This window comes from Vibrio iocasae, assembly GCF_042245395.1.
Classification (GTDB): domain Bacteria; phylum Pseudomonadota; class Gammaproteobacteria; order Enterobacterales; family Vibrionaceae; genus Vibrio; species Vibrio iocasae.
Window position 1 is genome coordinate 2,429,524 of the sequence record NZ_CP145311.1, and the last position, 20,698, is coordinate 2,450,221.

Here is a 20,698-nt window from a genome sequence, read left to right on the forward strand (position 1 = left end):
TGGTATAAGTTGTCTGGCTTAAACTTAAACTAACCGCCAATCGATGCTAGATGCGGTGTCATACCCGAGTTGCCATCATGTAAAAAGTGGCTAACGGTTTTGTTTTGAAGTTCGTATTGGATACGTGCGATAAGCTCTTCCTGTTGCTCGTCATTTTGGAGCAATTCACGAAGTTCAATGCCCTGTTCACCGAACAGACACATATGCAGCTTACCCAACGCAGAGATGCGCAGTCGGTTACAACTTTCACAGAAGCTTTTTTCATATGGCATTATTAGCCCTATTTCACCTTTGTAGTCTGGGTGAATAAAGACTTTTGCAGGGCCATCGTTCGCTTCTTTTACTTTTTGTATCCAACCTTCCGCGATAAGTTTATTTTGGATGCTAACACCAGACTGGTGATGCTTCTGGAAAAGAGAGTCCATCTCGCCTGTTTGCATCAACTCGATAAATCTAAGTTGAATTGGACGGTCTTTAATCCAGTTCATAAATGCAGGCAACTCACCAGCGTTCAGATCTTTCATAAGTACGACATTCGCTTTGATTTGCTCGTAGCCAACCTCAAACGCTCTGTCGATCCCGGACATCACCTCATTGAACTTATTTTCACCTGTAATCTGGTAAAACATTCTTGGATCAAGGCTATCCAAACTGATGTTGATATTGCTCAGACCCGCTTCTCGCCACTCATGGACATTCTTCTCCATGCGGTATCCATTCGTTGTCATCGCAACTTTTTTAATACCGTCAGTAGACGCAATAGTATGAACAATATCGGTAAAATCTTTACGCAATGTAGGTTCACCACCGGTGATACGAACTTTGGAAGTACCACAATCCGCAAACGCGCTTACCACACGTTTGATTTCCGGTAATGATAAAAAGGATGAGTTCTTACGCCCGGATGGTTTATAACCATCAGGTAGGCAATAAGTACATTTAAAGTTACAGACATCTGTAACAGAAAGACGCAAATAGTAAAATTTGCGATTAAAACTATCTTCGAATTGTCTCGCCACGGAACACCTTTCCAAATACGGGAGGCTGATTCATTTCTAAACCAACCCTGGTGGCAACATGCCACTGGCTCTCCATGCATATTTTTAAACTTAGCAACAAGAGCTCGGAGTTATGGCAGCTATATAATTTAACTAATCAATACAGCAGCTACTTATTAAAATAATAAATAAACTTGCCACATACCAGTGTTTCATGGCAAAAACGTTGTGTTTCCCACATTTCAAATTTACTTTTAAAACCTTGTTAACGGGAAACCCCTACAAATTGAATAGATGTATTAACAAATAAAATTAAATGACAATTTATAAACAGAAAAAAATCGTCGCAATTGGCGGTGGACATGGGCTGGGTCGTGTACTTGCTGCGCTTAGCGACTTTGGTGGAAACGTAACCGGTATTGTTGCTACAACCGATAATGGTGGTTCGACAGGGCGAATCCGAGACTGCCAGGGCGGTATTGCCTGGGGTGATACCAGAAACTGTATTAATCAGTTGATCACTCAACCATCCATTGGTTCGATGATGTTCGAATATCGCTTTAAAGGTACTGGCGAACTTTCGGGGCACAACCTCGGAAACCTAATGCTGACAGCGCTCGATAATTTATCTGTCAGACCTCTGGAAGCCATTCAGCTAATCAGAAGCCTGCTCAATGTGGATGTGAATATCGTGCCCATGTCGGAACACCCTTCTGATCTAAAGGCACTGTCTAATGATGGAACCTGGGTGCACGGTGAAACCAGTGTCGACGAAATGGAGCAAGAGCTTCAACGTTTAGATCTTGAACCTGAAGTACCTGCAACAAAAGAAGCGCTGATCGCCATTGAAAATGCGGACTGTATCATCCTTGGTCCGGGAAGTTTTCTGACCAGCATAATGCCTCCTCTTCTCCTACCCGAGATTTGCGGAGCCATTAACACCAATACTCAAGCAAAAATCCTGATGATTGAGAACCTTTCTCCCGAGTATGGACCAGCAGGCAGAATGAGTTTCAAAGAGAAGTTGGAATGGAGCGAAAGAGCTTGCCGAGGAAGAAAAATAGATACCGTACTCACAGCCTTTGAACACCCGGAACTAGAAAGTGAGTGGAATATAGCAGTAAGACCACTCGCGTCGCCAAACAGACCATGGCGACACGATAGGGATAAGCTTCACGATGCTATTGTGGAGCAGTTACGTTAATAAGCTAGGTCGTCATCCTTAAGAGAGTGATATACGCGGATGGTTTCCCGAATGCTTTCGAGAATCGATTCGCGATATTCTACGGTGTTTATCTGCTCACCCGCTTTCGCTCTCTGATCGATTTCTTTTGCCAGCTCACATAAATTATCTGCTCCAAAGCTCGCTGCACTGCTCTTTAAGGCATGGCTGATCTCTTGCAATGGTGATTGAAGGTCTTCAAGCTCACCCGATAACACGTTTTGATAGCCATCCAGTTCACTCAAAAATATCTCTAGCAAAACCGGCAGGTTATCTTTACCTATCTCATGGCATAGATCATTAACTTTATGAGAGTTCAAATAACAAGTCACTTCTTTCCCTTCACTGTTCTGAAAGTTTCGTCCAGCTTTGAATTTTTCTGTAAATCGTCGATGGGCTGACTTCAAGAGCATTCGCAGCTTTAGGGATGTTGCCATCAAAAGCTTCGATTGCTAGTTCTATTGTACTTTTTTCAACCAACCACAAAGGGGAAACATCCGAAGGCAACATTTTGGTTGACTCTTCATCTGATTTCCCAATAGCTGAACTATCTAAATTAGCTAATGCAATTTTTGTGCTAGGTTGGTTAAGTGGTGGAGGTAACATGCTAAGTGTGATCTCCTTTCCATGATTTAACACCACGGCATTTCGAAGAACATTTTGCAATTGACGCACATTGCCAGGCCATTCGTAGTTCACAAATCGCTTTACAACATCTTCAGAAAATCTCGCAAAATCTTTGCCTTCTTCGAGGGACATAAATCCAAGCAGCGAGTACGCAATCTCAACCACATCTTCGCCACGTTCTCTCAATGGTGGTAGATGCAAAGGTATAACATACAGTCTGTAGTAAAGGTCTTCACGGAACCGCCCTTCCTGTACCTCTTTCCAAGGGTCTCTGTTGGTTGCGCAGACAAATCTTACATCCACACTCTTCATATGTGACGAACCCACTTTCTGGAAAGTACCCGTCTGAATAAACCTAAGTAGCTTTGTCTGAAGATCTAGGTCCATTTCACACAGTTCATCAAGGAACAAGGTTCCACCGTTAGCAAGCTCTGCAGCCCCTTCTCGCTCTGTTGCCGCACCAGTAAAGGCCCCTTTAACATGACCAAACAGTTCGCTTTCTATCAGGTCTTTTGGTATTGCAGCACAGTTAATCGCGATAAATGGCTTGTCACGACGCCTACTGGCGGCATGAATTGCTTCTGCACACACCTCTTTACCTGTACCACTTTCACCAGTAATAAAGATGCTGGCTTTACTGGCTGCGGCGGAGTCTATGGTTTTGTATACAGACTGCATGGTGTGGCTACTACCGATGAAACCCTGGTAGTTATTGTTACCTTTAATTTCACTACCACCGTCCGTTTTCAGCTTCGTTGCTTTTCGGATCGCGTTGTTGACCGTTACCCGCAGGCGGTCCGCTTCACAAGGTTTTATTAGAAAGTCTTGCGCACCGTGCTGCATCGCTTCAACGGCAGTATCAATAGAGCCGTGCGCTGTCATAAATATAACCGGAACGTCAGGGTGATCCTGCTTTACGCTATAAAGCACATCCATCCCCGTCATATCGGGCAATCTAAGGTCGAGCAAAATTAAGTCAGGAATCTTGCGATTAACACTTTCTATAGCATCTTTACCTGTTCCGACTATCTCAATATCGATACCTAAAGGCATGAGAAAAGAACGATAAAGCGCAGCGACAGAAGCCGTATCTTCCACCATTAACAGGTGTTTAGAGCGTTGATTTGAATTTGAAGTACTCATCGATAGCCAACATATTATTTATTGCATTTTGAGAAATGATTGCACTATGCATTGCATTTTGCAACAAACTTGTAAGAGAAACTTCAAAATCGGCTGGAATAAACCTACTTTTGGTATGAAATTGTTGGCACACATAATGCTACTATATATATGACCCTAACGGGTCACCTAGCCAACTGACGTTGTTAGTGAATATTATTATTCACAGAATATAGCCAATCGGAATCATTACCGGTTGGCTTTTTTTTATCTGAATTTTAAGGAAAAAAACGTTTTAACTATTCTGTATAAACTGCTTTTTCAAGTTTTCTATTCTGTCCCTTTTCTCAGCAGCAAGCTCAAACTCCAGGTTCTGAGCATGTTGATACATTTCAGATTCAAGCTTTTGAATCTCTTTATCCAGTTGCTGAGGAGATAGTACGTCATAGCTATTAGAAGGTTCAGCCACCTTAGATAGAGGAACAGCTTTACTTGTTTTCTGTTTTCTCGATTTCGCAATATCTCCAATTTCCATGATGTCTTTGATATTACGCTTCAGAGCCTGAGGCTGAATACCTCGTTCTTCGTTATATGCTCGCTGTTTTTCCCTTCTGCGGTTAGTTTCATCCATCGCTCTTTTCATTGAGCCAGTTATGGAGTCCGCATACAAGATGGCTTTACCTTGTAAGTTACGTGCTGCACGACCGATTGTCTGAATTAAAGAGCGCTCAGAACGGAGAAAGCCCTCTTTATCTGCATCAAGAATCGCTACCAGCGAAACTTCGGGCATATCAAGACCCTCACGGAGTAAGTTAATACCCACTAACACATCAAACTCACCAAGTCTCAAGTCACGTATGATTTCCACTCGTTCCACGGTGTCGATATCTGAATGAAGGTAACGCACCTTTACATCATGCTCGTGAAGATACTCGGTAAGATCTTCAGCCATACGCTTAGTCAGTGTTGTAACCAGCACTCGTTCTTCTTTTGCTGCACGAATGCGAATCTCTGATAACAAATCATCGACCTGTGTAGCAACCGGTCGCACCTCAAGTTCAGGATCAAGCAATCCTGTCGGCCTTACCACCTGATCGGCAACCTCACCACTGGACTTTTCAAGCTCGTAGTTACCTGGCGTTGCTGAAACAAAAATCGTCTGAGGCGCGAGAGCTTCAAACTCTTCAAACTTTAACGGCCTGTTATCCAATGCAGAAGGTAGTCTAAATCCAAACTCTACAAGCGTTTCCTTACGAGAGCGGTCACCCTTATACATGGCTCCGATCTGAGGTACGGTCACGTGAGACTCATCAATGATTAGTAAGCCATCGTTAGGTAGGTAATCAAACAGTGTTGGTGGCGGCTCACCCTCAGCACGACCACTCAAATAACGTGAGTAGTTCTCAATGCCAGAACAGAAACCAAGTTCATTCATCATTTCGATATCAAACTGGGTTCTTTGCGAAATGCGTTGTTCTTCCAATAACTTATTATTGTCTTTCAGGTAAGTCTGTCTGTCCTTAAGTTCTACCTTGATGTTTTCAACAGCTTCCAGAATACGCTCACGAGGCGTCACATAGTGAGTTTTCGGATAAACCGTATAACGAGGTAAATCACGTTGCGTCACAGCTCCTGTTAGCGGATCAAACAAGCTGATACATTCAACCTCGTCATCGAACATTTCCAGCCTTACCGCATCCTGATCGGATTCAGCAGGGAAAATATCTATCACCTCCCCTCTGACGCGAAACTGTCCACGCTCAAAAGTGACATCATTTCGACTGTATTGAAGCTCAGCAAGTCGGCGAAGAATATCACGCTGGTTGATGACATCTCCTCTGGTGACATGAAGCATCATTTTCAGATAAGAGTCAGGATCACCCAAACCATAAATAGCCGAAACTGAAGCCACGATAATGGCATCTTTTCGCTCAATCAAAGCTTTGGTTGCAGAAAGCCTCATTTGCTCGATATGTGCGTTTACAGAAGCATCTTTCTCGATAAACGTGTCCGTCGTCGGCACATAAGCTTCAGGCTGGTAATAATCGTAGTAAGAGACAAAATACTCTACCGCGTTATTGGGAAAGAACGCCTTCATCTCACCATATAGCTGTGCAGCCAATGTTTTGTTTGGAGCAAGAAGAATCGCTGGTCGTTTCGCTTTTGCAATAACATTGGCTAATGAAAATGTTTTACCCGATCCCGTAACACCAAGTAGCGTTTGGTGAGCTAAACCAGAATCTAATCCATCCAAAAGCTGCTCTATCGCAGCAGGCTGATCACCCGAGGGCTGATAGTCTGAAACTAATTCGTATTCTTTACTCATATTTAAAACACAGTCATTTCGTGAGTGATATGAACACCAAAATACTGGGTATTCATACAGAGGTAACAAGAGTATATACCTAACTGCTCTTAAAATGCGCTTTAATTCGATATTTAATATTAAATTGGAAATGAAACTCTATCTCTGATAGAGTTTTGGTCCCTTCGTAAAAAAGCATCAGTTAATTCTAATTAAATAATCCACGACTTTTCCCCAATTTGGTGCGGAATCAGGATTTTTTTATGACAATTCGAATTTAGTCACAACCCAAGTCAAAAATCTAAAAAAATATATAACAATAAAAAACAACAAGTTAAAAATGAATCAAATAGATTTATTGCACTAAAATATTAGCTTTAAAGAATTACTAAAAAAGCATTAACACACTTATCCACAAAATTCGTGGATAAGTACTTCTAGCCTTTTTCTGTTCAGGGCTTCAAGAATATCAATCTTTTTTTTAATTTTTTTCTTTAATTAGACCGTTGACAGTGAATTCTCATGTCGCTAAGATACGCGCCTATTCGATTCCCCCTTAGTTCAGTTGGTAGAACGGCGGACTGTTAATCCGTATGTCGCAGGTTCGAGTCCCGCAGGGGGAGCCAAATTCAAGAAGAAAGACGTCCTAGGACGTCTTTTTTTGTATCTAAACCTCGCTAGTAAAAGAGTTGGCATTCTCTTAAGGTCTTAACCAAACTCGTACTAGCTTAGAAGTTTAGGTACACAAATAGGTACATTGTCCGTACGTTCCAATTTACGGTGTACCAATCATGGCAAGAACAACTAAATCTTTAACAGATAAACAGCTCTCTAACGCTAAACCACAAGAAAAAGAGTTCACGCTCTTCGATGGTAACGGCCTTCGTCTACGTGTAAAACCAAACGGCACAAAAACGTGGCTATTCAACTATACACGCCCACACAATGGCAAACGCGCTAACATGACGTTTGGCAGTTACCCTAGCCTATCCCTTACTAATGCAAGAAAGAAAGCTCTTGGAGCGATAGAAACGCTTCAGCAAGGTATTGACCCTCAAATTAAACTCAAAAATCAAATAAGAACTGAGAAGCAGCGTTTACAGTCTACATTAGCTGAAGTCACAAACAGTTGGTTAGAAGTAAAAAGTGCCTCCATCAGTGAAAAGACACTAACCAATCTCGAACGCCTCTTAAAACGCCACTTGCTCCCAAAGCTTGGAAAGTATCCAGTTACTGAGCTCACTGCACCATTAGTTATAAATGCCCTTCAACCACTTCAAGTTAAAGGGCACCTAGAAACACTGCGTAGAGCCTGCCAACGCATAAACGAAATAATGAATTTTGCTCAAAATAGAGGACTGATTGAGTTCAACTCACTATCAAAAATCCATTCCGCATTTCTGAAACCCGTAACAACTAGTATGAAGTCGATTAATACAGACGAACTGCCAGAGTTAATGAAAACACTGACTCGCGCCAGCATCATGTATACCACTCGCTGTATGATCGAATGGCAACTTCACACCATGACTCGACCTGCAGAGGCCGCCGAAGCCCGTTGGGATGAAATTGACTGGGAAGAGAGTCTATGGGTGATTCCCGCAGAAAGAATGAAAAAGCGAAAAGATCATCTAGTCCCCCTCACACCACAAACCTTAATTTTGTTGAAAGAGATGAAAAAAATAAATGGTGGTAGCGAATACATCTTCGCTTCCTATAAAGATCCAATGAGACCAAGTAATAGCCAAACTGCTAACATTGCACTAAAAAGAATGGGCTTTAAGGGTCGTTTGGTGTCTCACGGCTTACGCGCCTTAGCAAGCACAACACTAAATGAAACTAAGCTATTCCATAATGACGTTATCGAGTTAGCGTTAGCTCACGTAGACAAAAACCAAATTAGAGGCATTTACAATCGAGCGCTATACATTAATCAACGTCGCGAGATGATGCGTTGGTGGAGTAACTATATCGAAGAGGCTTCTATGGGTAACCTATCAATCGGTGCGACACACAAATAAAACCTCTTACAATAATAAAAGCTTGTTGGCTAATTTCGGTTAGCCAACAGTTTTTTGTATCAACGCATACATCACACACATACATCACAAGCATCGTACTCGTTAATAAGATGGTACGCCCCTCCTATCCACTAAACTCGATAGTATCGAGAAAAGGAAAGGTAACCATCATGAACAGCACAAATATTATCGGTATCGACTTAGCAAAACATATTTTTCATTTGGTTGGTCACGATCATGCTGGAAGGGAGACTTTCCGCAAGAAGTTAAGCAGGCAAAAAACTTTACAACTACTCTCTGTTCACGAACCAGTTATTGTCGCGATGGAAGCTTGCGGAGGCTGTCACTGGTTTGCACGTAAGTGTCAGGAATTTGGGCATGAAGTTAAGCTTATTCCTGCTCAATACGTAAAACCGTATGTTAAAACTAACAAAAATGACTTCATTGATGCTGATGCGATAGCAGAAGCAGCCATGCGACCAAAGATGAGATTTGTTTCGCCAAAAACTGAACGAGCACAACTCGGTATCGTGATTCGAAAAGTACGAACTGGCTATATCAAGGAGCGAACTGCTTGTATGAATAGAATAGGTTCCATTCTTCTGGAATTTGGGGTCAGTTTTCCCAGAGGCCATCACCATATGAAAAATCTGTTTCAATGGTTAGCAAATAAAAAGGAGCCTGTCCCACCACTCCTTACTCTTGAACTAAGGCAACAGCTAGATTACTACAACTTTCTAAACCAGCGGATAAAAGAACAAGAAGAAAAGCTTATAGAACTAAATAAAGATAATGTATTAAATGACTTATTGCAGAGTATCCCTGGAATAGGCCCTATGACTGCTTCATGCTGCCTATCAGTAGTTGGCAATCCTCATGACTTTTCAAGTGGAAGAAATTTTGCTGCTTGGATTGGCTTAGTTCCCTACCAATACACAACTGGAGGTAAGCCTAAAATGTTGGGTATATCTAAGCGAGGGAACAAAGAGTTACGCGAACTATTTATTCATGCCGCACGCTCAGTTCTGTGGAGAGATTCTTCAGTAGAACGATATTTCGGCTCTTGGTTGATAGAGCTTAAGAAAAGAAAGCCATTTAATGTCGCAGTTGTAGCACTGGCTAACAAATTAGCCCGAATAGCGTGGTCAGTCATGACAAGCGGAACATCCTTTGAAGTAAGAATATAACCAGAATTTGCATATGATAAGTAGAGATGACAAAACGGTCAGACCACCAGATTGAAGACCTGATGTCCAAAACAGCAACTAAAATGCTTTCACGTTTTTGAGGACAATCTGGCGCGGATCTCATCGTAGAGCTGAGACTAATGATGTCTCAACCAGACTCTGAATACATTAGCGCAAACCAGCTCCGTCATTTTGAATTTATCACTTGCAAAACGGGGCGTACCATACATTTTGGACAAAAGTTTCTATTCCCTATTCCAATACCAAGACTTATAGAACTACCGAAATTTTTAGATTAGTTCCTGATTAAGGAGGTCTTGCTAAAATAATGGCAAAGCAGTTGATAGAAGCGGTTAACGTGTATTGGTTTATCTTTTTGGTATTGGTGTAAAAAATAAAAATGCCATGCTCTTCCTTGAACTTCTGGTAACACCCTAACTAATTGCTCACGAAGTAATGCTTGCTGTGCCAGAAACTCTGGGTAAAGCACGATACCCATGTCACAGAGCGCCATTTCTAACGCTGTGGAAAGGGAATTGGTTTTTGCAGAATGATCAACAGTAAAAAGTTGTTTTTTTTGTTGATCGTTATCAAAGAGCTGCAACTCCCGATTTTGCCACGGAGTGGCAATAAAACAGTGAGCTGATAGCTGATCAATATCCTGTAATAAACCATTTTGTTTGATATAGCGTGGGGAAGCACAAAAGATCTCCGCCACTTTACCTATTGATAGTGCACGGTAATTACAATCTTTAAGTTCTCCGCCAAAAATTGCCACGTCCAAACTATGTTCGATTAAGTCTTGCCACCCTCCTGCTACCACCACCTCAGGTTGAATCTTAGGAAACTCGATACACAACTGTCGGATGGCTGGAATAACGATACCTTTTTCAAAAAACGGCGGTATGGATACCTTAAACACACCGCTTGGCTGCTCTTTGGCATTATCAAGCTCTGTTAAGGTAAGACTGAGTTGCTCACTCAATAATTCACTGCGTGATAGTAATGACTCTCCGATAGTCGTCAATACTACACCTCGAGTGTTACGCACAAGCAACTGATGCCCCGTTGCTTTCTCCAAACGTTTTATCTGCTGACTAATGGCTGATTTACTCAACCCAAGTTTTTTTGCAGCTGCAGTAAAAGAGCGCTTCTGGGCAACCTCAACGAAAATCAACAACAGCGGTGCTAGCTTTACACTGTTCATATTATTAAACACACTGTTTATTTACTGGCCATTGTTTAATATTTGTTAACTTTTATTCTATGTCAACACCACCAACCAAAGGAATCGTTTAGATGACTTGTTTAGTAATTGTTGACTTAACCCCGACGGACAAAACACAGCTATCAAATTACAGTGCGCAAGCGGCTGAGACCGTGGCCGCATATAATGGTAAATTTATTGCCAAAGGAGAAATAGAGACGCTACATGGTGATACCCCTCATCCGATCAAAGTAGTAATTGAGTTCTCAGATAAAGAGAGTGCACGGAATTGGTATAACAGCGCGTCTTACCAAGCCCTAATCCCCTCGCGTAATAAAGGAATGAACAGTCAATTTCACTTAATTTAAAACCAATACAAGGCTAGCCATTGTTGGCTAGCCTTCTGACACACGTTCGACTCTACTGAAGTTACACATGCTGAGAAATAGAACATTAGTATACAATCCAAACTAAATAACTGACGACTTTGTCTTAGATAGTATCTTTAGCAATATCGTAAAGCTACAAATTGAATGGCCTAGTTTATTTACCCACTACAGGTGGAGTCAAAATGCCAAACACTGGAAATCTCTCTTGAATGTTGTTAAGCATTATTCTGCGCGCGGCAGTAATTTTAGCATCACTTCAACTTGCCGTTTTGAAGCAAAGAGAACCTCTGAGGGGGCGTTTCTGTAAGCTGCATTTGCTTGAAGAAAAATTGTTCCGTAATCAATAACCATGGAAGGCTTACCGTAAAGCCTAGTGAGTTCGTTAATGACTTTAGCTTTTTCTTCACTTGGCAATAATATCCAGATCAGGTCTAGTTGATCATCTTGGAACACTAGCTCAATTTTTCTTGGCTTGCCAGCATATATGAACCCAAAACAGTCTATTTGTTTTTGGCTTATTAGAGCCAAAGGCGCTGTTATAGGTACAATTTCTTTTTCAGAAATGCTCTTGCATACGCTCAGTGCTTTTTCCCTCGAAACATTATAGCTTTCTCCCAGAACAAACTCTTCTGGCTTTGAAACTGAGTATTGCTGAGTAGCGCATCCAGCTGTAAGTGCCAAAAATATTAGAAAAACAGATATAAGCCTATCCATCCATATAGCCCCCAAGATTTGAAATTGTGTTATTACGCCGCGTCGTTAATCTGCTTAGAACACTTGTATGGTAAAATTATATTTGTGTATTCCATGCTAATTAGTCTTTGTCCCTAGACGCACATTCCTCCCCGACAAAGCACTCACGCTAGAAATAGGACAAAAAGTTAAACTCGTCGTGTATAGCGAAGAGTAATGGCTGGATTTGCAGACTATCTATCATAGCAAACGAGATTTAAGACATGTATCGCCAAATCTATCCCAATGCTCTGTGTACTGTTCATGATGGCCACTTTTCCTGTCATCGACACGATCGATTTTAGTGGAATCGAAGGGCGTACCATCTAATTAGTTTACAAATCACCTGCGCTCGCTACTTGGCAATGCTTGTATTAGAATACGCATAAGCAAACTTTTAGCTTCTATTTACACTGACTAACTAAGATTTTCTTAATAATTACAGTTAAACATACGAAGTGATGAGAGCTCAGGTTGCTGTTAAGGTGCCAAAGTAAGCATCTAGCGCTTCATATCGTGTCGTGCTTCTAAATACCTCATACCCATCAACCGAAAATGCGGGTATGGTTTGAATATCCAGCTCGTTAGCCAATCGGTTATCCTCTTCAATACTTTCAAATGTCGATGGATTATACATAGCCTTGAGGAACTCGTTGGAATCAAATCCTAGTTGAACAGCCGTTTTTAAAACAATATCAAGGTCGCCAATATTCTCAGCTCGTTGTAAATGAGCGCGTTGTAAAGCGTCAAACATGTCCCAATGAGCACTTGGTCCCGCTAATTTGTCCGAAGCCTTGCACGCTTGAGCTGCTAGCATCCCACTCGGGTAACTAAATGCAGCTTTATGCATGGCTTCAATATTAAATCGCCCTACCGACCCCTCAAACTTTTGGCAGGACTCCCAATGTCTGAGAATTTCTTTTTTTGCGTTATTTAGTGAGCCAAATCTAATTGCCATTTCTTGTGGTGTTCTTTGCAGAACGAAGCAACGGTGTATAACTTCAACATTGTATTTTTCTTGGATTTTGCGAAGGATGGGTGACTGAATGTAACACCAACCACATACTACATCGTGGAAAAACTCGATTCGAATAGCCATTTGAATATACCTCACACGTTTTTTTCAAAGTCAGATACCAGTTGTTTGATGGCCAGAGCTGTCTCGTTAGCAAACTTTCCGTTGAGGAAGTGGGTGTTGAAGTTACCAAGACTATACGTTGCAGTCACCTCGGCGCCCCACCAAGGCATCAAGCCCTTCATCGTTTGAAGGCTGGTCGCTCCTCCATTTGCTCCTGGAGAGGTACTAAGTAATAGGACGGGGATATTGGGTGTGCCAAAGAAACCTGTATCCTTGGTTGCCATTCGAGATAACCAATCAATCACGTTTTTTAGAAATACAGGCATAAATCCGTTGTGTTCTGGTACCGAAAAAATCAAAGCATCATGGCTGGCGAATATATCCCATAGTACTTTTGCATTATCCGGAATTCCGGCTGCCTCAATATCCTGACTGTATATAGGCAAGGGATACTCGGTCATGTCTAAATAGGTCACTGCGTGAGTATCAATATGCGATATGGCATGTTTGAGTAATTTAGTGTTAATCGATTGTGAGTGGTTGCTGCCGGAGATGGCAAGAATCTTTTTCATAACGAACCTCAAGTTTATCTGTTGCGTTAGTCGTTACTATAATGTTTACTCATGAAAAATTAAGACCACTATAGTGGCAATACAATTTACTGTGAGTAAACAAAGTATGGATAAACTCGTTGCGATCAAAGTATTCAAGAGAGTGGTGGAGCTTGGGAGTTTTTATGGTGCTGCTGAAGACTTAGGGTTGTCTCGCGCAGCTGTGAGCAAAAATATTGCGGAGTTAGAGCGGCATTTGGGCACAGCTTTGATAAAACGCACGACTCGTACCATGCATGTCACACCCAGCGGGCAAGAGTACTATTATCGCGTTCGCGAACTTCTAAATCTATGGGATGTTGCAGACCAAAATGCAAAGGCGGCATCAAACACAGTAAGTGGTGTTGTCACTATTACCATCCCTATGTCATTAGGGCTTGTATCTATTCAGCCGAAATTGTGTTTATTTGCAAGTCAATACCCAGACGTAAAGCTAAATGTCATTTTGTCTGATGAACAGGTTGACCTGGTCTCAAATGGCATTGATGTCGCTGTTCGTGGCAGTGGGCATTTGCAAGACTCCACTTTACGCGCCAAAAAGCTCGATACACTTCCACGTGTGCTTTGTGTGTCGCCTGGCTACTTCAGTTCATCCAACAAAGAGTTAAATCATCCCACAGATATATATCAGCACCCTTGCTTGGTGTATACCTTATCGTCATCTCCCACATGCTGGACCTTTTTCTCTGAAAAAGAGGAATGCCAAGTGGAAACTACACATGTCCGTATGCAAACCAACAATACGCTTGCTCTCAAGCAAGCTTGTCTTCAAGGTCTAGGTTTAATGCTTACGCCAGAAATCTTGGTACGCGAAGAATTGATGGATGGGAGATTGCAGCATGTTCTGCAAGAGTGGAGCGTCGCGAATCATGATTTATACGCTGTTTACCCTCAACACAAAGAACATTCAGCGACGGTCAGTGCATTAATCCATTTTCTAAGCCATTAGGTGAGAACTGGTGTCAGCTCCTTCGTCAGGTAATCTAAAAACACACGCAGTTTTATTGGCATGTGGTCTCGCTCTGGAAAAATCGCATAAATACTCTTTTCTTGCATGACATAGTCCGTCAGCAATTGAGTCAGCTCTCCCGATTGAACGTATCGCGTTGCAATAAAGTCTGGAAGCCTAGCTAGGCCTATGCCCTGAAGCACAGCGGTTAGCAATGCCTCGCTATTATTCACTCGGTAGTTGCCATGAACCGTTACACTCTCAATTTTACTTTCTTGGGCAAATGTCCACTCCATAGTTTCAGCTGAGTGCCGATACACAAGCGCATTGTACTGACTTAACTCCGAAGGCATTGTGGGGTGGCTGAGTCCGGATTTGGCAAAGTAACTCGGCGCTGCACATACGATACTTCGACTGGTCATGAGTTTGCGAGCAATCAAACTAGAGTCTGTAAGGTCACCACCGCGAATCGCCACATCATAACCTCCTGCAACAACATCAATGTAGTCATCACTCATGGTCATATCGATATTGATGCCTGGGTATTGCTCAAGGAATGAAGGGATTAAAGGTGCGATCGTCAAGCGCCCAAAGGACATAGGGGCACTAATTTTAAGTGTTCCTAATGGCTGATTTTGCTGGCTAGTTGCAGCATCTTCTGCTTTTTTAATCCAGTAGTCTGCTTTTCTTATATATCTATGGAAGTTGGCACCCGACTCTGTCAAAGAGACTTGGCGTGTGGTCCTGTGGAGCAGTCGAACACCCAAACTCTCTTCTAGCTGAACCACCCGTTTATTGACTGCGGAGCGAGAAATACCAATTTCGCGTGCAGCTTTGGCAAAGCTTCCTTGTTTCACTACTTCCAAGAAGAAAGGGATAGCGTCAAGGTTATCCATGACTGTCTCCGTTTTGGATACGCTGTGTGTAGTATATGCCCTCTTCTGGATACATTAAAGTCGTCGTATGATTTTGTTGTCCCCCAACCAATGGAGAGCAATGATGAAAGTACTACCTATGACAAGCGCAAAACACGTCGAGAGTATAAACCGTGCTGGGTTACGAAAGCTATTCTATGTGGTATCCATCGGTGTATTGGTGGCATGCAATTTTGCCTTGTCTAAATATGCAGTGACGAATGGGCTCGCTCCAATCGATGTGACCGTTATACCTATGGCTGGTGCCGCATTTTTACTTGTAGTACTGCTGCTTATTCAGAAAAAACTCAAAATATCCGAATTTAACCATTTTCAATATTATGTGATTGCAGGATTACTGGGGGTAAGCTTGCCAAATTTGGCCTCAAGCCTTGCGTTGCAAGAGCTCAACGCCAGCACCTTTAGTGTTCTCGTAACACTCTCGCCGATATTCACCTTATTGTTTGCCTTTCCTTTTGAACGCAAAAGCCTCACGAAATCTAAAACCATGGGTATTTTTGTCGGATTGCTATCTGCCTTGTTGGTTACAGTTAATCCTTCGTTGGAAACAGAAATCACTGCCAAAAGCTTACTCATTGCTCTCGCCGTTCCTCTCCTGTTGGGTGCCGGAAATGTTTATCGCAGCAAGGCCTTTCCCTCGAAAGCCAACCCTATCGCTTTAGCGGCTGGAATGTTGACAATCCAGAGTCTTCTTTGGCTCCCCGTGTCAAACATCTCTGCAGGTTGGGTTGCCACAGGCTATGAGTGGGTGTTGGGAGTGATGACCATCAATGCTGCTCTGAGCTACTTACTGACATTTCGCTTTCAACAAGTGACTGATGGCGTTGGGTTCAGTCAAGTCGGAAATGTAGTGACGGTCACTGGTGTATTAATTGGTGTCACTGTCTACGGAGAGGCGGTGACATTCGAGCTTATACTGGCCATTTTATTATTGGGGTGCAGCTTGTATCTATTCAACAAATCTTAATTCAATTGAACTGGAGAAATAACATGACGACTTATCGCAATTTTGTTCGAACTCTTTATAACGTGGTTGATGCGAAAGATACTCAAGCTTTGGCAGAGCTTCTTCATCCAGATGTATCATTCGTATTCTCGAACTCCGACCCAGTAAAGGGTATCGAGAATGTTCTGGCAATTAATGCCCAATTTTTCACGACAATTCATTCGATGACCCACTCGTTTTATGGGATATATGAAGATGGTGATGATTTAATGTGTGATGGCCAGGTAAGTTATATTCGCCTTGATGGGACTCCCCATAAAGCGAACTTTGCGACAGTTTTAAGGTTGCAGGACGGTTTGATTCGCGAGTACAAAATCTATGCTGACTTATCTGAGCTTTAACTTCCGCACAACAGGTTTATAAATCTGATAAACCTCGACATAAGCATGTCGAGGTTTCTATTATTGTTTTTTTATGCTCGAACGTCTACCAAAGCGTTTCATCAAAGCTGCAGTGAAATCGGTTTGAAACTAGCACATAGTTTTCGAATTAGAGTTTATATCTTGACAAGACTCTATCCGAACTTTGTACATAATGGTGGTGCACGGAATAAATGGCACATGTAATTCCAGTTAGATAAATGTCACCTTGACATGCGAAGCTGAAAATGGGGTTATGAGGCGTAAAAAATCTCCAATAAACCTAACAGCGCAAAAGAATTATAGTTTCAACTTAAGAGCGGCGACCATAGACAATCCCCAGCTTGTTCATGCGAGAACGAAGAGTGCTAGGGTTAACGTTCAGAATCGCTGCGGCACCATTGCTACCATGTACTTTACCATCTACAGAGCTGAGCACTTCGATAATGTACTTTCGAGTCACTTCGTCAAGAGTCATAGGACGGGAGCCGCTTAGGATTGAATCTTGTGGTTGCTCTCTTCTTGGCGTGTTTGGCAAAAGATCCTCAACTCTCAATTCTCTTCCCCCCGATAAAATCAAAGATCGTTCAATCACATTCTCGAGCTCTCGGACGTTACCTGGCCAATCATACGACACAAGTTGGTCGATGACAGCAGGGGACATTCGTGGCGTCTCTATCAAGTTGAGACGTTTACATTTTTGTTGAACAAGAAACTCCGTTAATGCTGGTATATCTTCCTTTCGAGTTCGAAGTGGCGGGATATTGATTGGAAACACGTTAAGTCGATACCACAGATCCTCACGAAATTCTCCTTGTCTTACCATTTCTCTTAGATCTCTATGGGTTGCGGCGATTACACGAATATCCACTTCAATGGTTTTTTCTCCACCAACTCTCTCTATCTCCTTACTTTGTAGAATACGAAGTAGTCTGGTTTGAGCAGGTAAAGTCAGCTCACCTATTTCATCTAGAAAGATAGTTCCACCGTGAGCACGCTCAAAGCGGCCTCGCTTTTTCTGAAGAGCTCCGGTAAACGCCCCTTTTTCGTGACCAAACAGTTCGCTATCCATTAAAGAATCCGGAATAGCACCACAATTGACCTTTATCATTGGACCAGAGCATCGGTTAGAAATTTGGTGAATGTGATTGGCGATAACATCCTTACCTACGCCAGTTTCTCCCATAAGCAATACCGGACTGTCGTGCAATGCGACCTGTTGAGAAGCGATAATGACATCGCGTAATCCGAAATCTGCGCCGATAATCTGTATACCCGAATCTCGAATGAGCTCCTGGTGTAAAAAACGATTATCATCGTCTAGAAGATCCTTTAAGCGGAGGATTTCTCGATAACGTGCCGCATTTTGTATGGCTACTGCAAACGGCACCTTTAGCAAACCGAATAGCGCTGCATGCTCTTCCGTGAACTGAAACTCTCCAGGCGCTGTAACAACCACGCTACCTACAACCTCGTTCTCTATTGATGGGTATGTGCCAAGCACTGACGTTTCAAGTGGTAACTTTAGAGCATCAAGCATGGCTCTTGAAACTGGATCGGCTTTTGGTTGATTAACAATGAATACATTGTCAGTTGGAGATTGGTTTCTAAAGCTCGTAACAACTTTGCGCTGTGCGGCAGTCATAGTCACAAGCATATCCATTGACTCACCAGTTTCTGGTGTTGCGCGTGCAATAGAACGAATGGCTCCCAAGTCATGTTCATAGACTTCTAGGTACATCTGTCCTACGGGCATCATCTTGGACAATAGCTCTGCACATCCACGCAATCCATCCTCAGGCTGCAAATGCTTACAGATAGTGGCCGTTGCCTCACGGAAAAACGCATCACCTATCTCAGTTGTCATATTTCACACTCCATACAAACATTGTGATATATGACAACAAATTTTTGCGAAATACAACACTTCCTTAGCTTAATTGATTCTATCTAGCTGTTTTTATTTAACTTTAAATTCTGGCATGTCTTCTGCAATCATAACAGTCAAATAGACAGCATGAGAAGCTAAATATGTGGCTAGAAACTATCACTGTACGCACATCTCAAAGAAAGGTCCTTGAAGAAGAGCTCTTGAGCTTGCTTGGGTCGCTGAAGAACACCACTGAAGCGCCTAAAGTCTCCATTTACAGAAAATATCCACCCGCGAGCGATCTGAGCATTCATTTACTTTGGTCATCTCGTTCCACTGAAGCAGAAAAATGCGGCATTCAGTTGGCTTCTGACTTGATGGAATTTGGTGCTGTAGATCATGCGAACTGGTTACAACTCAACAATCCGGATTGATACGTTGTGTAACCGACTGGAGTTTTTAAATTTCTTTGGTTCTCGCGCACGGATTTTAAGTTAACAAATCACAAACCTAGAGGAAGATACGATGAATACTATCGCGGTTATTGGTGCTACTGGCTATTTAGGCACCTTCGTTTGTAAAGTATTGGAAGCACGAGGCTTTCAAACCCGATACCTAGTTCGCTCTAAAACGAAATTGATAGAGGCTGGTGTTTCTGACAAATCGATACGACAAGTTAACGTTACTTCACCCGATTCACTTAAGGGCCAGCTTGAGGGCGTCGATTGCGTTATCTCTTGTTTAGGTATAACCAGACAAAAAGATGGGCTGAGTTATATGGATGTCGACTACCAAGCAAACGTAAATGTGCTAGATGAAGCTCAAAACGCTGGCGTCAAAAAGTTTATATACGTATCAGTATTTCGAGGAAATGAGTTCAGAGATGTCGCTTTGTGTGATGCAAAAGAGCGTTTTGTTGACTATCTAAAGAAATCTCAGATGCAGCACTGTGTCATTAGACCAACAGGCTTCTTTTCTGATATACAGGATTTCTTAGACATGGCCCGAATGGGGCGAGTTTACCTCTTTGGTAGCGGCTCGCAAAAACTTAATCCGATTCATGGCGAAGATTTAGCGAACTTCATTGTTGATGCTGTAAAGAAAGATGAGAGTAACCTGAATGTTGGAGGCCCACAGGTTTTTTCTCACGTCGAAATAGCAGAACTTGCTTTTGCATCTCTGCATCAAAAAAACAAGACAACACACCTACCAGATACTGTAAGGAAACTTGCACTCTGGATAGGGAAGCGCTTTCTATCTGAATCTAAGTTCGGCCCGGTCGAATTTTTCTTGACTGTTCTAGGCAATGACATGGTCGCACCTGGCTTTGGACATCAAACTCTCGAGTCGCATTTTAATCGCATTACCAAAGGAACCGAAGGAGAAAAGTCATGAGCAAAAATATTCTGATCATCAACGCGAATCCCAAGTCAAAAAGCCTTTGCAAATCACTCAGTGAGACCTATGCAAAAGCAGTCGAAGGCCAAAACCAAGTGAGAGTGATTCACCTTCACGACTTGGAATTTAAAATTAACCTTGAAGAAGGGTATGATCAAAATATCCCTTTAGAGGAGGATTTAGAACTTTTCCAGCAACATTTAGCTTGGTCACAACATATTGTCATTATCTCACCTGTATGGTGGGGAAGTATGCCAGCAAAATTTAAGGGGCTGATTGATCGTACATTTTTGTCCGGCTTTGCGTTCAAGTATGAGAAAGGAAAAACGATTCCCAAAAAGCTGCTAAAGGGACGAACTTCAGAAATGATTATTACACTAGACACCCCACCTTTGTGGTACCGCTGGGTGCAAGGAAACGTTATTTATCATCAGCTAAAAAAGACAATCTTATCCTTTTCTGGGATCAATAATACTTCTACAATCTACTTTGGCCCAGTAATTAGCGCCAAAAAAGAGCAGATAGATGATTGGTTCACTAAGACTCAGAAACTGGCCCAAAAGCACTGAGTTTCAGTTTCTTTTTAAAAACTTGCTCTACTTTCCTAATCAGAGCCAGATATCTTCGAAGTGTTTATCATGCGATAAATGATTTTAGCTATTCTATAAACGAAATTAGGTAT

At 42.2% G+C, this 20,698-nt stretch carries 20 protein-coding genes, 1 tRNA gene and 1 riboswitch; of the genes, 11 read left to right on the forward strand and 10 right to left on the reverse strand.

Annotated elements, in window-relative coordinates:
- Positions 1-29: 29 nt before the first annotated feature.
- Entirely contained in the window at positions 30-1,019 is a 990-nt protein-coding gene (gene moaA / locus SNR28_RS20750) for a GTP 3',8-cyclase MoaA (protein ID WP_375750572.1), read from the reverse strand.
- Positions 1,008-1,141: riboswitch (molybdenum cofactor riboswitch) on the reverse strand. Its footprint overlaps the gene before it by 12 nt.
- A gap of 173 nt (positions 1,142-1,314) precedes the next feature.
- Here moaA and SNR28_RS20755 point away from each other — a divergent pair.
- Entirely contained in the window at positions 1,315-2,202 is an 888-nt protein-coding gene (locus SNR28_RS20755; protein ID WP_375750574.1) for a YvcK family protein, read from the forward strand.
- On the opposite strand, the gene SNR28_RS20760 is transcribed toward SNR28_RS20755, so the two are convergent.
- From SNR28_RS20760 to uvrB, 3 genes are all read right to left on the reverse strand, one after another.
- Positions 2,199-2,540 carry an Hpt domain-containing protein gene (locus SNR28_RS20760; protein ID WP_375750575.1) on the reverse strand — a complete coding sequence of 114 codons (342 nt, stop codon included), beginning with the start codon at positions 2,538-2,540 and terminating at the stop codon, positions 2,199-2,201. The two genes, SNR28_RS20755 and SNR28_RS20760, sit on opposite strands and share 4 nt — an antisense overlap.
- Positions 2,541-2,562: 22 nt before the next feature.
- The gene (gene luxO / locus SNR28_RS20765) at positions 2,563-3,990 is read right to left on the reverse strand and encodes a quorum-sensing sigma-54 dependent transcriptional regulator LuxO (protein WP_375750576.1); all 1,428 of its coding nucleotides are present in this window, start codon (positions 3,988-3,990) and stop codon (positions 2,563-2,565) included.
- A gap of 274 nt (positions 3,991-4,264) precedes the next feature.
- Positions 4,265-6,295 carry an excinuclease ABC subunit UvrB gene (gene uvrB, locus SNR28_RS20770; protein WP_375750579.1) on the reverse strand — a complete coding sequence of 677 codons (2,031 nt, stop codon included), beginning with the start codon at positions 6,293-6,295 and terminating at the stop codon, positions 4,265-4,267.
- A gap of 529 nt (positions 6,296-6,824) precedes the next feature.
- Between uvrB and SNR28_RS20775 the strand changes: the two genes are divergently transcribed.
- The 3 genes from SNR28_RS20775 to SNR28_RS20785 all read left to right on the forward strand — a co-directional run bounded on the left by SNR28_RS20775 (position 6,825) and on the right by SNR28_RS20785 (position 9,482).
- Positions 6,825-6,900: transfer RNA gene (locus SNR28_RS20775), tRNA-Asn, on the forward strand.
- A gap of 165 nt (positions 6,901-7,065) precedes the next feature.
- Positions 7,066-8,295 carry an integrase domain-containing protein gene (locus tag SNR28_RS20780; RefSeq protein ID WP_375750580.1) on the forward strand — a complete coding sequence of 410 codons (1,230 nt, stop codon included), beginning with the start codon at positions 7,066-7,068 and terminating at the stop codon, positions 8,293-8,295.
- Between the two features lie 170 nt (positions 8,296-8,465).
- Positions 8,466-9,482: an IS110 family transposase gene (locus SNR28_RS20785; RefSeq protein WP_375748274.1), complete on the forward strand. Its 1,017-nt coding sequence runs from the start codon at positions 8,466-8,468 to the stop codon at positions 9,480-9,482.
- Positions 9,483-9,777: 295 nt separating this feature from the next.
- Here SNR28_RS20785 and SNR28_RS20790 read toward each other — a convergent pair whose 3' ends face one another.
- Positions 9,778-10,689, reverse strand: coding sequence for a LysR family transcriptional regulator (locus SNR28_RS20790; RefSeq protein WP_375750582.1), 912 nt, complete (start codon positions 10,687-10,689; stop codon positions 9,778-9,780).
- Between the two features lie 92 nt (positions 10,690-10,781).
- On the opposite strand from SNR28_RS20790, the gene SNR28_RS20795 reads away from it, so the two are divergent.
- Entirely contained in the window at positions 10,782-11,057 is a 276-nt protein-coding gene (locus SNR28_RS20795) for a DUF1330 domain-containing protein (RefSeq protein WP_375750583.1), read from the forward strand.
- A 243-nt stretch (positions 11,058-11,300) separates the two neighbouring features.
- Here the strand turns inward: SNR28_RS20795 and SNR28_RS20800 are convergent, their stop codons facing one another.
- From SNR28_RS20800 to SNR28_RS20810, 3 genes are all read right to left on the reverse strand, one after another.
- On the reverse strand, positions 11,301-11,792 hold the full coding sequence (locus tag SNR28_RS20800) for a hypothetical protein (protein ID WP_375750585.1): 492 nt from the start codon (positions 11,790-11,792) through the stop codon (positions 11,301-11,303).
- A 487-nt stretch (positions 11,793-12,279) separates the two neighbouring features.
- Entirely contained in the window at positions 12,280-12,909 is a 630-nt protein-coding gene (locus tag SNR28_RS20805; RefSeq protein ID WP_375750587.1) for a DsbA family protein, read from the reverse strand.
- Between the two features lie 11 nt (positions 12,910-12,920).
- Positions 12,921-13,460 (reverse strand): NADPH-dependent FMN reductase, encoded by a 540-nt coding sequence (locus SNR28_RS20810; protein ID WP_375750588.1) that lies wholly within the window; start codon positions 13,458-13,460, stop codon positions 12,921-12,923.
- Positions 13,461-13,566: 106 nt separating this feature from the next.
- Here SNR28_RS20810 and SNR28_RS20815 point away from each other — a divergent pair, with 106 nt between their 5' ends.
- Positions 13,567-14,448 (forward strand): LysR family transcriptional regulator, encoded by an 882-nt coding sequence (locus tag SNR28_RS20815; protein ID WP_375750589.1) that lies wholly within the window; start codon positions 13,567-13,569, stop codon positions 14,446-14,448.
- On the opposite strand, the gene SNR28_RS20820 is transcribed toward SNR28_RS20815, so the two are convergent.
- Positions 14,445-15,344, reverse strand: a complete 900-nt coding sequence (locus SNR28_RS20820; RefSeq protein WP_375750591.1) for a LysR family transcriptional regulator — start codon at positions 15,342-15,344, stop codon at positions 14,445-14,447. The genes SNR28_RS20815 and SNR28_RS20820 overlap by 4 nt on opposite strands.
- A gap of 100 nt (positions 15,345-15,444) precedes the next feature.
- On the opposite strand from SNR28_RS20820, the gene SNR28_RS20825 reads away from it, so the two are divergent.
- Positions 15,445-16,350, forward strand: coding sequence for a DMT family transporter (locus tag SNR28_RS20825; protein ID WP_375750593.1), 906 nt, complete (start codon positions 15,445-15,447; stop codon positions 16,348-16,350).
- A gap of 23 nt (positions 16,351-16,373) precedes the next feature.
- The gene (locus tag SNR28_RS20830) at positions 16,374-16,730 is read left to right on the forward strand and encodes a nuclear transport factor 2 family protein (protein WP_375750595.1); all 357 of its coding nucleotides are present in this window, start codon (positions 16,374-16,376) and stop codon (positions 16,728-16,730) included.
- A 331-nt stretch (positions 16,731-17,061) separates the two neighbouring features.
- On the opposite strand, the gene SNR28_RS20835 is transcribed toward SNR28_RS20830, so the two are convergent.
- Positions 17,062-18,615, reverse strand: coding sequence for a sigma-54 interaction domain-containing protein (locus SNR28_RS20835; RefSeq protein ID WP_375750597.1), 1,554 nt, complete (start codon positions 18,613-18,615; stop codon positions 17,062-17,064).
- A gap of 164 nt (positions 18,616-18,779) precedes the next feature.
- Between SNR28_RS20835 and SNR28_RS20840 the strand changes: the two genes are divergently transcribed.
- The 3 genes from SNR28_RS20840 to SNR28_RS20850 all read left to right on the forward strand — a co-directional run bounded on the left by SNR28_RS20840 (position 18,780) and on the right by SNR28_RS20850 (position 20,585).
- A complete protein-coding gene (locus SNR28_RS20840; protein WP_375750598.1) occupies positions 18,780-19,052 on the forward strand; it encodes a hypothetical protein in 273 nt (90 codons plus the stop codon).
- 91 nt (positions 19,053-19,143) lie between these two features.
- The gene (locus SNR28_RS20845) at positions 19,144-20,013 is read left to right on the forward strand and encodes an SDR family oxidoreductase (protein ID WP_375750600.1); all 870 of its coding nucleotides are present in this window, start codon (positions 19,144-19,146) and stop codon (positions 20,011-20,013) included.
- Positions 20,010-20,585: an NAD(P)H-dependent oxidoreductase gene (locus SNR28_RS20850; RefSeq protein ID WP_375750602.1), complete on the forward strand. Its 576-nt coding sequence runs from the start codon at positions 20,010-20,012 to the stop codon at positions 20,583-20,585. The genes SNR28_RS20845 and SNR28_RS20850 overlap by 4 nt, the downstream gene beginning before the upstream one ends.
- Positions 20,586-20,698 lie beyond the last annotated feature (113 nt).

Excerpts from the sequence above, each read along its gene's own strand:
- SNR28_RS20755 (WP_375750574.1), top strand. The coding sequence starts at position 1,315 with ATGACAATTTATAAACAGAAAAAAATCGTCGCAATTGGCGGTGGACAT.
- luxO (WP_375750576.1), bottom strand. The coding sequence starts at position 3,990 with ATGAGTACTTCAAATTCAAATCAACGCTCTAAACACCTGTTAATGGTG.
- uvrB (WP_375750579.1), bottom strand. The coding sequence starts at position 6,295 with ATGAGTAAAGAATACGAATTAGTTTCAGACTATCAGCCCTCGGGTGAT.
- SNR28_RS20780 (WP_375750580.1), top strand. The coding sequence starts at position 7,066 with ATGGCAAGAACAACTAAATCTTTAACAGATAAACAGCTCTCTAACGCT.
- SNR28_RS20785 (WP_375748274.1), top strand. The coding sequence starts at position 8,466 with ATGAACAGCACAAATATTATCGGTATCGACTTAGCAAAACATATTTTT.
- SNR28_RS20790 (WP_375750582.1), bottom strand. The coding sequence starts at position 10,689 with ATGAACAGTGTAAAGCTAGCACCGCTGTTGTTGATTTTCGTTGAGGTT.
- SNR28_RS20795 (WP_375750583.1), top strand. The coding sequence starts at position 10,782 with ATGACTTGTTTAGTAATTGTTGACTTAACCCCGACGGACAAAACACAG.
- SNR28_RS20800 (WP_375750585.1), bottom strand. The coding sequence starts at position 11,792 with ATGGATAGGCTTATATCTGTTTTTCTAATATTTTTGGCACTTACAGCT.
- SNR28_RS20805 (WP_375750587.1), bottom strand. The coding sequence starts at position 12,909 with ATGGCTATTCGAATCGAGTTTTTCCACGATGTAGTATGTGGTTGGTGT.
- SNR28_RS20810 (WP_375750588.1), bottom strand. The coding sequence starts at position 13,460 with ATGAAAAAGATTCTTGCCATCTCCGGCAGCAACCACTCACAATCGATT.
- SNR28_RS20815 (WP_375750589.1), top strand. The coding sequence starts at position 13,567 with ATGGATAAACTCGTTGCGATCAAAGTATTCAAGAGAGTGGTGGAGCTT.
- SNR28_RS20820 (WP_375750591.1), bottom strand. The coding sequence starts at position 15,344 with ATGGATAACCTTGACGCTATCCCTTTCTTCTTGGAAGTAGTGAAACAA.
- SNR28_RS20825 (WP_375750593.1), top strand. The coding sequence starts at position 15,445 with ATGATGAAAGTACTACCTATGACAAGCGCAAAACACGTCGAGAGTATA.
- SNR28_RS20830 (WP_375750595.1), top strand. The coding sequence starts at position 16,374 with ATGACGACTTATCGCAATTTTGTTCGAACTCTTTATAACGTGGTTGAT.
- SNR28_RS20835 (WP_375750597.1), bottom strand. The coding sequence starts at position 18,615 with ATGACAACTGAGATAGGTGATGCGTTTTTCCGTGAGGCAACGGCCACT.
- SNR28_RS20840 (WP_375750598.1), top strand. The coding sequence starts at position 18,780 with ATGTGGCTAGAAACTATCACTGTACGCACATCTCAAAGAAAGGTCCTT.
- SNR28_RS20845 (WP_375750600.1), top strand. The coding sequence starts at position 19,144 with ATGAATACTATCGCGGTTATTGGTGCTACTGGCTATTTAGGCACCTTC.
- SNR28_RS20850 (WP_375750602.1), top strand. The coding sequence starts at position 20,010 with ATGAGCAAAAATATTCTGATCATCAACGCGAATCCCAAGTCAAAAAGC.